The sequence below is a fragment of the Pseudogulbenkiania sp. NH8B genome (assembly GCF_000283535.1).
In the GTDB taxonomy this organism is placed as follows: domain Bacteria; phylum Pseudomonadota; class Gammaproteobacteria; order Burkholderiales; family Chromobacteriaceae; genus Pseudogulbenkiania; species Pseudogulbenkiania ferrooxidans.
The window spans coordinates 2587649-2601466 of record NC_016002.1 but is presented as its reverse complement, the minus strand read 5'-3'; the positions used below and the strand labels follow the sequence as shown (position 1 = coordinate 2601466).

Below are 13818 nucleotides of genomic sequence, written 5' to 3'. Positions count from 1 at the left end.
GCGGGTCGTTCTCAGGCTTCCTTGCCGGCCCGATGCTGTCCCCAGCAGAGATTCAGATTCACACCGACGGAAAGGAACGGCTCCGGCGGATTTTTGTTCGGCCCGGGGGACGACAGCAGGAAATCGATCAAGTCATTGCGCTGTCCGGCCAACCAGTCGGCCAGTAGCGTTCCGGTGACGGTCCCGCGCGTCACCCCCAGGCCGTTGCAGCAGAGGGCGCCGTAGACATTCGGCGCGAGTTGGCCGAAAAACCCCTGATGGTTCCGGGAAAGTGCCAGCGAGCCGCCCCATGTGTATTCGAATTCCACGCCGGGCAGCATCGGGAACCTGCGCTCGAACGACTCACGATGCCTTTTGACGAAGCGATCCAGATATTTCTGTTTGCTGCGTCCATCGGGATTGAAACTGAAACTGTTCCTCACGAAGAGGCGGTTGTCGTGGGTGCGGCGTAGTGTGGTTCCAAACGGATCGGCAGGAATCACGCCCCAAAAGGATTTGCCGCCCAGGCGAGCCTGCTCCGCCTCTGTCAGCTCCCTGGTCAGGCTTCCATACGTGAAGATCGGCAGCATCGTCCCCTGGAGAAAGCCGAAGCGCATTCCAAATGCGTTGTTGGCGAGGACGAGTTTGTCTGCCGTGATGCGGCCGTTGCGATGCGTCAGCACGGTTTTCTCACCGTATTCCACCTCGGTGATCGCCGTATTCTCATAAAGCGTCACATTCGAAGGAAGGCTGTCGGCAAGCCCCTTCACCAGTGCCGCAGGCTGAATCAAGACCGTCCCCGGCGTGAAGAGCGCTTTCCGGTAGAAAGAAGTGCCGATGTGGCCGGGCAGGTCTTTCCCTTCGATCATTTCGTAGGGTTGCCCGAGTTTATCGAGGCCGCGCCGGTAGGCATCGAGCACGGCGACGCCACGATCTTCGATTGCCGCCTGGTATTTTCCAGAGGGTCGAAGCTGGCAGTCTATTTGGTGTCTTTCGACTAGAGATTTAAGGATTGTTTGACCAGTCAAATTCAGTTTCAGACTGGTTTTCGCCGTTTCAATTTCCCCAATATAGTCGTCTGCACCGATATCGTGGGGGAGATCAATTGCAAAGCCGGCATTCCTGCCCGAGGACCCAAAACCAACCTCTTGTGCCTCAATGAGAACAATTTGGTCATCCGGAAAATTGATGGCAAGTTGCCGAGCAGCAGCAAGACCGGTAAAACCAGCGCCAACTACCACCCAACGAGCTTTAGTCGTTCCAAAATGGCTTGGCTTTGCCTGACGAGGCTTGCTTAAATGGAACCAGCCGCACGTCAGGTCATCAGCAGGAGTGGAAGTTACTTTTACCATCCCGTAGTCTCCTTTATAGTTTGTTTCCAATTCACGGAGTCTAGATATGCGGCTAGGCAGATACAATCGACCTTTTTTCCATAGAATGGATAACATGAGGTTATGAGCAAACACACCACCCTTGGCCAACGCTACTCAAGACACCCTCGCCGAGGGCCATGAAGGGCTTCATCGCAGCCGCCCCTGCCAACCGTAGGAGAGGCGCTTTCAGAATCACTCGTGATCTGTGTGTAATGCTTGACTACAGCGTATCAAGTCTGCCCCCAGCATCCAGTTACATTTCCTGCACCCTTTCACTGACTTTTGGTAATGCATCACGGATGCGGAGTGTTCGCGTAAATGAAGCAGGAGGATGTGGTGTACCTGAAAAGCGTGTATTGACGGGAGATTGCGGCCAGGGAAGACCCGCAACCGGCCCACTACAGCGGCATGGAGCGCCAACAACCAGCCTCTCGGGGGACGCCCCGGGCTTCCAGTGAGAACTTGACTGGCCTTGGCAAGAGTTGCAATTATCGAACGTAACAAACAGAAAGATGCTCACAATTGCGCAGGGGCATCCGGGTCATCGAAGGGAAAGACTTCACCAGCAAATGGCAATCATTTAAAGCTGCGTGGGAGGGCTATCAAGAATGGATAGTATCGTTATGGGTAACAATCATTTAGTGTCCAAGCAGAATGAAGTAGCAAAGCCATTGTCGGTTGCCTTCATACTCGCGCCTCAGTTCACGCTGAGTGCGTTTTCAAATTTCGTTGATGCGCTGAGGCTGGCCGCAGATGACGGCGACTTTAGCCGGCAGATTCGTTGCAAATGGAAAGTTTTAAGCCATGACAGTCGACCGATTGCCTCCAGTTGTGGCCTGGAGGTGATCCCCACCGCAGGGTTGGAAGATCCAAAGTCATTTGACTATATTGTCGTCGTCGGTGGTCTATTGCACTCTGGAAAGAAAATATCCAATCAATTGCTAAGCTATCTGAAAAGCGCAGCGGAATGGGATGTGCCGCTTGTGGGTATTTGCACGGGAAGCTTCATATTGGCACGCGCAGGGCTGATGCAAGGCCATAATTGCTGTGTTAGTTGGTTTCACCATCAACATTTCGAGGCCGAATTTCCAAAGCTGCCGGTTAGTTCGGATGAACTATTCATCATAGATGGCAAGAGAATGACGTGTGCCGGCGGGGCGGGGGTAACGCATCTGGCTGCGCATCTCATCGAGAAACACTGTGGAAAATTCGAAGCGGCACGGGCTCTCCGCATTATGCTTGAGGAAATGCCTCTGCCGGCAGCCACTCCTCAGCCACAGCCTGTTTTGACAGAAAAAGTATCGAACCTGGTGGTGCGAAAAGCTATGCTTTTGATCGAACGCAACCTGAGTAACCCGCTGTCAATTGAGGATGTTTCTCGGAAGGTCAATGTCAGTCTTAGGCAGCTCGAAAGATTGTTTCATGTTGAACTTGGCATGACGCCTGCGTCTTTTTCCTTGAAGCTAAGGTTAAACCACGCCCGGCATTTCCTGCTTAACACCAAGCATCAAATATCGTATATTGCATTCGAGTGTGGATTTATCGGGTCTTCCCATTTTACTCGTTCTTTCAAGGCGGAGTTTGGTATCACTCCGACCGAAATGAGAAATAGAGGGGCCGTTAAAAATCATGCATCATAGCGGGAGCTGACAATCCCGGGCAGCTTCTTTGGGCGCGTCGAAAAGCCTTGCTTTTGAATGAGGTGGCAATCATTCACAATGGAGAGGTATTCGAAGAGCCGGAACGTTTTCATGCTGTTTGCAAAAAACAGCCCGTACGAATTTTCCCAACCATGTTAAAGAGGCCAGGGGCCTCTTTGGTTTCGAGCAGCGTCAGTCCTTTCCCGTCAAGCCGCCTTTCGCCTGTGGCGGTTGTACCCTTGCTCCGCACTGTGTGATCACTGCCTTGGGCATCTTCCTGTAGGTTTCGACGTCGTTCGTGGAGAAATCGGCGAATACGGCGCCCCGTTGCTTGGCGGCAGGGAGAGCCGGTGCGTGGCGCTCGCAAGCGCTTCTCCATGGCCGGGGCCCGGTCGAGCGGATGGATCACCATCCCATGTTTTTTCGGGCACAACGGTTGCGACGTGATCGATTGCAACTCGGAGTGCGATTATCGATGTGGCTGGAGCAAATGAGGCGACCTAAGCTGGAAGCGCTCACTCCGCATTCCGGGCCGAAAATGGTGTGGGCACCGTCCGAATGAACTCTTTCTGGGGAGGTGGCTATGAAACACTGGTTGCTAGGCGGTTGCGCGGCCTTATTGGTTTGTTTGCCAACGTTGGCCGAAGAAAAGGTCGGCAAGAGCATTTTTGACGGCCCCCCGGAGCAGCGGATCGATGCCTTGGCCGAGATTCAACCCGGCCTCGGGGTCGTCATGAACGAAATCGGCACGCGGTTTGCCAACCTCTACTGGGCGGCCAACGGCGGTAATTGGGGCTTGGCCGATTATCAGTTGAAGGAGCTGCTGGAAGCCCAGGAGGTGGGCGAGGCGACGCGGCCCGGGCGGGCGCCCATGTTGAAAGCGCTTGAAGAGAATTATCTGGTACCGCTCCAGGCCGCCATCAACAAGAAGGACCTCAGTCAGTTCAATCCTCGCTTTGCCGAGGCCGAAAGGGGCTGTAATGCCTGCCATACCGCGTTGGGCTATGGATTCATCCACTATCACGTTCCCCGCAACCCGCCTTCGGGCTGGCTCGACTTCAAGCTGAAAACCTCGCCCGGTTATAAGGAAAAGACCGAGACTCAGTAAACCGATAGTTCGCGAGTACCTGCACCGCCGGGCGATGGCCGCGGCGTAGGATGATGCTAGCGGGAGGCGGCGACCGAGAGGGCTCCGTTCCCCATTCGGCAACGGTTCTCGCTGGTGCGGTCAGGAGCTGCCGGCATGGCGGTGCCAGCTTGCACCTGGCGGCGCGAGTCCGACATCGAGCGAGGACATCAAGGTTTCCAACTCGCTGGTGATGTCGGCCTGGCGTTGGCGGAAGTAGGCTCGCTTCAGGCGGGTGCCGGTATCATCCAGATGGTCTTGGGCGCGCTGCATTTGCGCCAGACGCCAGCGGTTTTCCTGCTGCAGCGACTGGAACAGCGCGCCCAGCAACGCGACGCGCAACCACTCGGTCTGCAGCTTGGGCCGCAAGACGGCGTCGGGCAGCGTGCGTAGCGGGGGCGGCCCAGGGGAGGGGGGTGGCAGTGTTGGCAGCGGCAGCAGGCGTTGCTCGCAAAGGTCATGCTCCGCATGGTGCAACACGAACAGTTCGGTCCCGGGTTCGCTGTCACTCCAGCGAGGCCACAGCATATCGAGCCAAGCCTCGATGCAGTCCGCAGCCTCTTCTGCCGTGTTGCAGCCGGGAAGAGCCTCGAACGAAAGAGGCAGCGGTAGCGTGTTCTGGCTCAGACGGTCACCCGACACGAACCAGACCGCATCGGGGTAACGGGTACACAGCGCTGGCAAGGCGGCTTGCAGGCGCTCGTTGAAGCCGCCACAAAAGCCCCGTTCCGCTCCAATGACCAGCCATAAGGGCCGGCCTTTGCTGCTCGACGCTCCGCCATGACTCTCTGCCAGTGCCTGCCGTAGCACCGACTCCGCCCGAGCTTGCGACTGGGTCAGGCGGTTGAGCCGCTGGACTTCGGCGTAGGCAAGGTTGCGCATGGCGCCAACAATCTTGCCCAGCTCTGCGAGCATGCGCAGGTGCCCGCGCAGGGCCGCGCTGCTCATGTGCGCCCCAGCCAGGCGGCCACGGTCGTCACCCACTGGTCGTGCGGAGCCGTCAGCGCTGGGGCGCTGGCGCTGTGTTGCGACAGTTGCGCGAGCAGCGGTGCCAGGGCATTGGCATCCAGGCCATCCAGCCAGCCTTGGTTCAGGGCTATCAGCCAGGCCATCTGGTACGTGATCGGGCGGGGCTCCAGCCGGCTTTGCCGGAACAGCTCGCGCAGCAAGTGGCCTCGTGCAACGCGCTCCGCCATGCCGGGTTCCAGCCGCGTGCCGAAGCGGGTGAACATTTCCAGTTCGAGGAACTGCAGGTAGTCGAGCCGCAGCCGGCCGGCTTCGTGTGCGATCGGTTTATCTTGCGCCTTGCCGCCGATGCGGGATACCGAGCGGCCGATATCGATGGCGGGCAGCATGCCGGCGGCGAACAGGGGCTGGCTCAGGTAGATCTGGCCGTCGGTGATCGAGATCAGGTTGGTTGGGATATAGGCGGCCAATTCGCCCTGCTGGGTCGGCACGATGGGCAGCGCGGTCAGGCTGCCGCCGCCTTGTTCTGGCGCCAGCGCGGTCGCGCGTTCGAGCAGGCGCGAGTGCAGGTAGAAAATGTCGCCCGGGTAGGCCTCGCGTCCGGGGGGGCGGCGCAGCAGCAGGGACAGTTCGCGATAGGCCTGGGCATGCTGGCCAAGGTCATCGAATACGATCAGCACGTCGTGACCGGCGTGCATCCAGTCTTCTGCCAACGCGCAGCCGGCGAACGGGGCCAGGTACTGAATGCCGGGTTGGGCGCTGGCCTCGGCTACCACCACGGTGGTGTGAGCGAGCGCGCCGGACTCGGTTAGCAGGTCAATCACCTCGGTCGCGGCAGCGCGGCGCTGGCCGATCAGCACGTAGACGCAGCGCACGTTCTGGCCGCGCTGGTGGATCACGGCGTCGAGCGCCAGCGAGCTCTTTCCTGTGCCGTCGTCGCCGATGATGAGCTGGCGCTGGCCACGTCCGATCGGCAGCAGGGTGTCGATGATGGTGTTGCCACTGTAGAGCGGGCGGCTCACCGCCGTGCGGGCGATGATGGGCGGCGAGGGAGCTTCGAGCGGGCGCGTGGCGCGGGTTGGCGCTTCTGCCTGGCCATCCAGTACGCGCCCGAGCGGGTCGATCACCCTGCCCAGCAGGGCGTCGCCGCACGAAATGGTCAACCTGCGCCCACCGCGACGCACGCGCGTGCTGGCGGCGACGCGGCGCGAAGAGTCGAGCAAAATGGCGCCGATCAGCATTTCGTCGAGCTGGTCGGCGAGGGCGTAACTGCCGTCTTCCAGTTCGAGCAGCTCGCCGCGCCGTGCCGAGGGCAGCCCACCGATCCAGGCGATGCTGTCGGCGATACCGACGATCTCGCCACGTTCTTCGATGGTGAGCCCGATACCCGTGCTGGCGCTCATGGAGTCCCGCCCGGGTTCGGTGCCGTCGCTGTGGCGCGCAGCCCATCGAGTGATTTGGCCAGGCTGGCTTCCAGCAGATGGCCGTCGAGCCGTACCGCCAGCCCGGCGATCAGCGCGGGGTCGCGCTGCCAGTCGAATTGAGGCGTAAAGGTGAGCAGCGTGGTCAGGGCATTTTCGACCTGAGCGCGCTGCGCTGCCGTCATTTCATAGGCGCTAGCCAGCTCGACGGTGGTCAGGGCGCTGGCCTGCAAAGGGCGGCGGCTCTCTTCGGGCAAGGCGGCCAGATCGGCCAGGAACAGACCGACAATGGCGTGCTCGAGCTCCGGTCCGGCCAGCCGGGTGAGATAACCGCGCAGGAAGGCTTCTGCGCGCTGCGCCGCCTCCTCATCCTGTTGTTGCGCCTGCCGGGCCTGCCAGGCCGCGAGCCTTACCTCGGCCTTGGCGCGCTCGCTGGCGAGCTCTGCCGAGAGTTCCGTCAGACGCTTGGCGCGCTCGGCGTCGATCTCGTTGGCCAACTGGCTGCGTGCGCTGTCGCGTTGGCTTTCCAGCTCGGCGTGTCGAGCAGCCAGTTGCGTCTGCTGTGCCTCCAGTTCGGCACGCCCGGTCTGCAGCGCCTGGTAGGCCTGTTCGTTTTGCTGCTGGCGAGCGGCGATGGCCGCCTGCAGTGGTCGGTACAGAAAGCGCGTCAACAGCCACAGCAAGACCAGGAAGTTGACGATTTCCAGGATGAACGTAGTGGCGTCCAGGCCCATGGCCAGATCTCCCTCAATGCAACAGGTATTCGAGCAGGGGGTTGCGGAACAGGATGATCAGCACCACGACCAGGCAGTAGATTGCCAACGATTCGATCATCGCCAGACCGATGAACAGGGTGCGACTGATCGCTTTCTCCGCTTCCGGCTGGCGCGCCAGCGCATCGAGCGCCTGGGCGATGGCGCGCCCCATGGCGAGGGCGGGGAAAAACACACCCAATGCGATGGCAAATCCGGCCACCACCGTGGATACCAAGCTGAAAAGATGGATATCGGTCATGCTGCGGACTCCGTAGGGGAAGGGGGGGCGGGAGGCGGCGCGGCTTCCAGTGCGCCCCCGATGTAGATCAGCGCCAGCATGCCGAAGATATAGGCCTGCACCAGCGCCTCGATCACGTGAAGCAGCAGCAAAGGCACCGGTACCAGAAAGCCGGCCACCAGCAGTACCAGGAGCGCCGCCATTTCCAGGCTCATCATGTTGCCGAACAGGCGCACCGCCAGCGCCAGCGTGCGCGTCAGTTCGCTGACCAGGTGAAATGGCAGCAGGATCGGACTGGGCTGAAGATAGTGGCGCAGGTAGCGGCGCCAGCCGGCGGCGCGGATGCCGTACACGTGCACGGCCAGGAAGACCAGTACTGCCAGCGCGGCGGTGACCGAGAGGTCGCGCGTGGGGGCCGACAGGCCCGGCACCAGGCCCAGCAGGTTGGCAGCGAGGATGAACAGCCACAGTGTGGCGATGAAAGGCAGGACGCGCGGCACGGCCGGCGCCGGCACAACCTCGGCCACCGCCTCGGTCATCAGCACGAGCACGGCTTCGGCCGCGACCTGCAGGCGCTCCGGGCGGCCGGACAAGCGGCGGCCAAGGGCGTAGGCCAGGACGGCGAACAGTACCGTCAGCGCGGCGGACAGGATCAGCGGCTCGCTCAGGCCGATGCCGGCCACCGTTAGCCAGACGTTGCCGGACAAGCCGTTCATTGGTCCAGCCCCTTCAGAAAGCGATACACATTGTAGGCGCCGACGACGATGCCTAGCACGATCAGGCTGATGGTCCAGCGTACCGAGTAACCCGCCAGATGGGTGTCGAGCCAGCGTCCCAGGTAGGCGCCGAGCAGCAGCGGCACCACGAACAGCAAGCCGACGGTGCCGCCGATCAGGATCAGCCCGATCGGCCCGCCGGGCCGGAAGCGCCGGCGGCGCTGGAGTTGCGTTTGCAGGCTGTCGCGCAGCTTGTCGTCGCGCTGGCTCATGGGTGGTGTGTCTCCGACCATTCGCGCAGGCGCTTGATCAGGGCGCGCTCGAGTTCATCCCGTGCTTGCTGGTCGGCGCTGCGTGCGCCTTGCTCGCGCTGGAGCAGCTGTTCCAGCTGGGCCGTCAACTGATCGTCGTGCTCGGCACTCACAAAGCGCGCGCTTACCAGTTGAACCAGATCATGGCGGCACACCAACGCGCCACCGCTGCAGGCGAGGTAGCGCCAACGGCCGTCGACGAAGCGGCACCGCAGCAGGCCTGGCTGCAGCGCGGTGATCAGGGCCTCATGTCCCGGCAGCAGGCCAAATTGGCCGGTGGGATCTTCCGCCACCAGGCTGGCAATGCCTTCCAGTCGCTCCACGCTGCGTCCGTCGAGCAATTCGATCGTCAGCGTGCTCATGACGGCATGGCTCCGCGCATATAACACTCCTCCTCCGACAGTTGGTCGTAGGCGCCGTCGAGAAAGTGCTCGCAGTCACCCAGCGTGGTTTCCAGCGCCACCGTCACGCCGGGCAGGCCAGTGTGCTCGGCCACAACCTGGAACGGCTGGGTCAGATAGCGCTGCAGTCGGCGAGCCCGCGCCACCACGCGCTGGTCGTCGGCCGACAGTTCTTCCACGCCGAGCATGGCGATGATGTCTTCCAGTTCCTTGTAGCGGGCCAGGTGCTCTCGTACCGCGCGTGCCAGCCGGTAATGGCGTTCCCCCACCCTACGCGGGTCGAGCAGGCGGCTGCCGGAGGCGAGCGGATCCACCGCCGGGTAGATGCCGCGCGCTGCCTGCTCGCGTGACAGGATCACACTGGCGTCCAGGTGGGCCAGGATGGCGGTCACCGCCGGGTCGCTCATGTCGTCGGCCGGCACGTACACCGCCTGTACCGCGGTGATGGCCCCGTTCCGGGTGGAGAGAATGCGTTCTTCCAGACTGGCCACTTCGGTCAGCAGGGTGGGCTGGTAGCCCACGCTGGCGGGCATGCGGCCGAGTAGACCGGAAATCTCGGTGCCGGCCTGGACGAAGCGGTACAGGTTGTCCATCAGGAACAGCACTTCGGCGTGGCCGTGGTCGCGCAGATATTCGGCATAGGTGAGGCCGGTGAAACCGGCGTGGTAGCGCACGCCGGGCGACTCGTCCATCTGGCCGAAAACCAGCACAGCGCGAGCCATCACCCCGCTCTCGCGCATCTCATGCCACAGCTCGTGGCCTTCGCGTATCCGCTCTCCCACCCCGGCGAAAACCGATACCCCTTGGTAGAGGCTGCTCACGGCGCGCATGAACTCCATCATCAGCACGGTCTTGCCTACGCCGGCACCGCCGAAGAGCCCGGTCTTGCCGCCGCGGACGAACGGGCAGAGCAGGTCGATCACCTTGATGCCGGTTGGCAGCATGGTTTCGGCCGGGACCGTGTCGGCCAGCGGCGGCGCCGCGGACAGTATGGGGCAGAGGCGTGCCGCGCTGAGCGGCGGGCCACCGTCGAGCGGCCGGCCCAGCACATCGAGCAGCCGCCCTAGGCAATCGTCGCCGATCGGGACCGCGAGCGGCCCACCGGTGTCACTCACCGCCAGGCCTCGGGCGACACCGTCGGTCGGATGCAAGGCGATGGCGCGCACGCGTGTTTCGTCCAGATGCTGAAACACGACGAGCGTGATGCTCTCGCCATCGAGTGGTAAATGCAGCGCCTGCCCAATGGGGGGCAGGCGCTGGAAGCGGATATCGACCACCGGTCCGCGCACGGCGAGGACGCGGCCGGACGCGATGCCCGGTGGGGCGGGAGGAGCGGAAGTAGGGGATGTCATCATGTGTACTATAGCCATCCCGGCCGGCTGTCATATACAGACTGCACAGGAGGAGGTTGCCGATGCCTTCTTCGCCTGACGACACCGCCCTCGTCGTCGCCAGTCGCGTTCCCGTGCGGTGTCCAGTAGTGTGTGACACCTATCGCTGTCGACGGGGCGTCAGCGTTCCAGCACGTAGCGGCCGGGGGCGGCGTCCAGCGCGGGGAAGTCCGTCGTCGCCGCTGGCGGGGCGTCGATGAGCGCTCCGGCTTTCGGCTTGAGCCATGCCATCCAGTCTTCCCACCAACTGCCCGGGTGTTCCTCGGCGCGCTGCTGCCAGTGCTCGGGGCGGTCGGAGCGGTGCGCGATGTCGGCCCAGTAGCGGCGTTTGGGCGGGGTGACCGGCGGGTTGACGATGCCGGCGATGTGCCCGGAACTCGACAGGATGAAGCGCTTCTCGCCGATGCCGTGGTTGATGATCTTGAAGGTCTGGTCCCACGGCGTGATGTGGTCGTCCTCGGCGGACACCACGTACAGCGGCTGGTCGATCGCGGCGAGGTCGAGCATCTCGCCGGCCACCGTCAGCGCGTTGGGCACGATCAGCCGGTTGTTGAGGTAGAGCTCGGTGAGGTACCAGGCGTGCATGGCCTTCGGCATGCGCGTGGTGTCCATGTTCCAGTACAGCACGTCGAAGGCGGGCAGCGTTTCGCCATACAGCCAGCCATGCACCACGTAGTGCCAGATCAGACTGTTGGTGCGCAGCAGGCGGAACGCCGCGGCCATGTCCTTGCCGTCGAGGAAGCCCTGCTGCTCCATCCGCGCGCACAGGTGGCGCACGCTGGCGTCGTCGATGAAGACTTCGATGTCGCCCGGTTTGTGGAAGTCGACCAGCGTGGTGAGCAAGGTGGCGTCGGCCACGGGCGTGGCGTCCGCGCCGTAGTGCCGGTTGGCCCAGGCCAGGTACATCGCCAGCGCGGTGCCGCCGATGCAGTAGCCGACGGCGTGGACCTTGGCGGCGCCGCTGAACTGGCGGGCCAGCTGCATGATGGTGTCGACGCCCTCGATGAGGTAGTCGTCGAAGCGCACCTCGCTCATCGAGGCGTCCGGGTTCTTCCAACTGGTGATGAAAACGTCCAGCCCCTGATCGAGCAGGAAGCGGATCATGCTGTTTTTCGGGGTGAGGTCGAGCACGTAGAACTTGTTGATCCACGGCGTGACGATCACCACCGGCTCGGCGTGTACCTGCGGCTGGCGCGGGGCGTAGTGGATCACCTCGAGCAGACGGTTGCGGTACACCACGGCACCGGGTGTGGTGGCGAGATTGACGCCGACCGCGAAATCCTCCGGGTCGGTCATGCGCACGCTGCCGGCGCGGGCATCGGCGAGGAAGTTCTGGAATCCCTGCACCAGGCTCTCGCCATGGCTCTCCAGCGCCTTGCGCAGCGCCACCGGGTTGCTCCACAGGTAGTTGGTGGGGGCGGCCGCGTTCAGCCAGTTGCGCCACCAGAAGGCCGCGCGCCGGCGTTCCTTGTCCGCGAGGCCGGGGGTGTCGTAGAGCATGTCCTGGGTATGGTGGGTGTAGACCAGATACCACTCCTTGACCAGATCCCACGCCGGCGAGTCGGACCAGATCGGGTCGGCGAAGCGGGTGTCGTCGGCCTTGGCCGGGATCGGATCGGCGTCGGCCAAGCCGAGCTGGCGCAGCCAGCTGTGCCGCTGCAGCTGCCACAGGTCGGATGACAGCCGGGTCAGGCGCTCGGCCAGCTCCTGCGGGTGCAGCAGCCAGCCGAGCTGTGCCTGCATGATCGGGGTAGCGATGCCGAGCGGGTCGAGGGTGCCGGTTCCATCCATCCGCGCTTCCGACGCGTGCGGGGCGGACTGCTCGTCGTCCGCTGGCATGGCTGGCGGGCGACCCGGTTTGGGCGATGCGCCTGCGGAAGAACGCGGTGTGGTCATGATCGTTACCCTATCAGAGCCGCTTCAAGGTTTGTTCCCGCCGCAAGAAGACCGTGAACAGGCTCTTGGTCCAGGTCTGAGGTGCGATGTCGTGCCTGGGGCATGTGCTTGCCCGCCGGCTGACGACGCCGTGATCCTGTGCCGGCACCGGGTGTGAGCGGTGCGCGGTATGGTGCGAGAGTGAAGTTAATTAAAGAACCTTAAACTGATTAATTCAATCTGCTGGCACGCCGCCGCTACACCGGCCCCATCCCGGCATGGCCACCGCGCCTGTCATGTCTGTGGCACCTGTCGCATCCCGGCCGTAGCAATGCGACAGCTGTCGCAGCTTTCCTTTCCCCCTTTTTCCCGATTTCCCCTCTGGGGTTGGCGTCGGCAGTGCGTTCTGGATGCCGGTTCGTCCTGTTTTTTCTATGCAACTATCTGATATTTAAGAAGATAAATGGATTTTCGCGTCGCTGGCTCGCCGTCGCGCTGGAGCTGGCACCGTTCTTGCCATTAAGGGATCAGGAGCTCGGTGTCCGTGACAGTCGCGCAGTGCGTCGACGAGAGGCTCCGGCAACACGTTCGCAAAGGAGGACGAGACATGGAAACGACATCAGACCGCCTGCTCTGGATGTACCGGACGATGGTGGAGATTCGCGAATACGAAGAGACCATGGCCAAGGTCTATCTGGAGGGCAAGCTGCCGCCCAAGATTCAGAAAGGATTGGCCTTCGATATCGGCGCCGGGCCGGTGCCGGGCGAGATGCACCTGGCAGCCGGGCAGGAGCCGGTGGCGGTGGGGGTCTGCGCTCACTTGCGCGACGAGGACAGCGTGGTCGGTGCGCACCGTCCGCACCACTTCGCCATCGCCAAGGGCGTGCCGCTGAACGAGATGACCGCCGAGATGTTCGGCAAGGTCACCGGGCTTGGGCGCGGCAAGGGCGGGCACATGCACCTGTTCGACCCGGCGCACAAGTTCAGCTGCAGCGGCATCGTCGGTGCCGGTGCGCCGCAAGCCTGCGGCGCGGCGCTGGCGGCGAAGAAGCTTGGCAAGGACTGGGTGGCGATCGCCTTCTTCGGCGAGGGCGCGGCCAACCAGGGCGCCTTCCACGAGGCCTTGAACCTGGCGGCGCTGTGGAAGCTGCCGGTGGTGTTCGTGTGCGAGGACAACAAGTACGGCATCTCGGTGGAGAAGGGCGATTCCACCGCCATCGCCAGCAACGCCGACCGCGCCGCCGGCTACGGCATGCCGGGCGTGCTGGTGGACAAGAACGACGCGCTGGCGGTATTCGAGGCGGCCGGCGTCGCCATCGACCGCGCCCGCCGCGGCGAGGGGCCGACGCTGATCGAGGTCAAGACCGACCGCTACTACGGCCACTTCCAGGGCGACCCGGAAACCTACCGTCCCAAGGGCGAGGTGAAGGCGCTGCGCGAACACGACCCGATCCCGACGCTGGGTGCCGTGCTGCGCGAGCAGGGCTTGCTCGACGACGCGCGCGACGCCGAGCTGCGCGAGGCAATCAGGTCCAAGGTGCAGGCGGCGTTCGACTTCGCCCGCCACAGCCCCTACCCGGACGTGGCGGAAGCCCACCGGCACGTGTTCGTCGATTAAGTCAGCGC

General features: G+C 63.0%; 13 protein-coding genes. 3 read left to right on the top strand and 10 right to left on the bottom strand.

The annotated features are described in order from the left end of the window. Positions 1-11: 11 nt before the first annotated feature. Positions 12-1331 (bottom strand): NAD(P)/FAD-dependent oxidoreductase, encoded by a 1320-nt coding sequence (locus tag NH8B_RS11950; RefSeq protein WP_014087537.1) that lies wholly within the window; start codon positions 1329-1331, stop codon positions 12-14. Between the two features lie 629 nt (positions 1332-1960). On the opposite strand from NH8B_RS11950, the gene NH8B_RS20525 reads away from it, so the two are divergent. Together NH8B_RS20525 and NH8B_RS11945 are read left to right on the top strand one after the other, a co-directional pair. Beyond that, a complete protein-coding gene (locus NH8B_RS20525; protein ID WP_232503456.1) occupies positions 1961-2992 on the top strand; it encodes a GlxA family transcriptional regulator in 1032 nt (343 codons plus the stop codon). 583 nt (positions 2993-3575) lie between these two features. Further along, entirely contained in the window at positions 3576-4100 is a 525-nt protein-coding gene (locus tag NH8B_RS11945; protein WP_014087536.1) for a hypothetical protein, read from the top strand. A 120-nt stretch (positions 4101-4220) separates the two neighbouring features. Here NH8B_RS11945 and NH8B_RS11940 read toward each other — a convergent pair whose 3' ends face one another. The 9 genes from NH8B_RS11940 to NH8B_RS11900 all read right to left on the bottom strand — a co-directional run bounded on the left by NH8B_RS11940 (position 4221) and on the right by NH8B_RS11900 (position 12108). Next, complete coding sequence (locus tag NH8B_RS11940) at positions 4221-5066, bottom strand: F0F1 ATP synthase subunit gamma (protein WP_014087535.1); 846 nt, start codon at positions 5064-5066, stop codon at positions 4221-4223. After that, positions 5063-6487: a F0F1 ATP synthase subunit alpha gene (locus NH8B_RS11935; protein ID WP_014087534.1), complete on the bottom strand. Its 1425-nt coding sequence runs from the start codon at positions 6485-6487 to the stop codon at positions 5063-5065. The genes NH8B_RS11940 and NH8B_RS11935 overlap by 4 nt, the downstream gene beginning before the upstream one ends. Further along, entirely contained in the window at positions 6484-7239 is a 756-nt protein-coding gene (locus NH8B_RS11930; protein ID WP_014087533.1) for a F0F1 ATP synthase subunit delta, read from the bottom strand. The genes NH8B_RS11935 and NH8B_RS11930 overlap by 4 nt, the downstream gene beginning before the upstream one ends. A gap of 13 nt (positions 7240-7252) precedes the next feature. Then, positions 7253-7519, bottom strand: a complete 267-nt coding sequence (locus NH8B_RS11925) for a F0F1 ATP synthase subunit C (RefSeq protein WP_014087532.1) — start codon at positions 7517-7519, stop codon at positions 7253-7255. Then, positions 7516-8214: a F0F1 ATP synthase subunit A gene (locus NH8B_RS11920; protein ID WP_014087531.1), complete on the bottom strand. Its 699-nt coding sequence runs from the start codon at positions 8212-8214 to the stop codon at positions 7516-7518. Before NH8B_RS11920 ends, NH8B_RS11925 begins: the two co-directional genes overlap by 4 nt. Further along, on the bottom strand, positions 8211-8486 hold the full coding sequence (locus NH8B_RS11915) for an AtpZ/AtpI family protein (protein ID WP_014087530.1): 276 nt from the start codon (positions 8484-8486) through the stop codon (positions 8211-8213). Before NH8B_RS11915 ends, NH8B_RS11920 begins: the two co-directional genes overlap by 4 nt. Next, positions 8483-8887, bottom strand: coding sequence for a FoF1 ATP synthase subunit delta/epsilon (locus tag NH8B_RS20200; RefSeq protein ID WP_051002159.1), 405 nt, complete (start codon positions 8885-8887; stop codon positions 8483-8485). The genes NH8B_RS11915 and NH8B_RS20200 overlap by 4 nt, the downstream gene beginning before the upstream one ends. After that, positions 8884-10278, bottom strand: a complete 1395-nt coding sequence (gene atpD / locus NH8B_RS11905) for a F0F1 ATP synthase subunit beta (protein ID WP_014087528.1) — start codon at positions 10276-10278, stop codon at positions 8884-8886. Before atpD ends, NH8B_RS20200 begins: the two co-directional genes overlap by 4 nt. Before the next feature lie 159 nt (positions 10279-10437). Continuing rightward, positions 10438-12108, bottom strand: a complete 1671-nt coding sequence (locus tag NH8B_RS11900) for a PHA/PHB synthase family protein (RefSeq protein WP_014087527.1) — start codon at positions 12106-12108, stop codon at positions 10438-10440. Positions 12109-12799: 691 nt separating this feature from the next. Between NH8B_RS11900 and NH8B_RS11895 the strand changes: the two genes are divergently transcribed. Beyond that, complete coding sequence (locus NH8B_RS11895; protein WP_014087526.1) at positions 12800-13810, top strand: thiamine pyrophosphate-dependent dehydrogenase E1 component subunit alpha; 1011 nt, start codon at positions 12800-12802, stop codon at positions 13808-13810. The last annotated feature ends 8 nt before the right edge of the window (positions 13811-13818 follow it).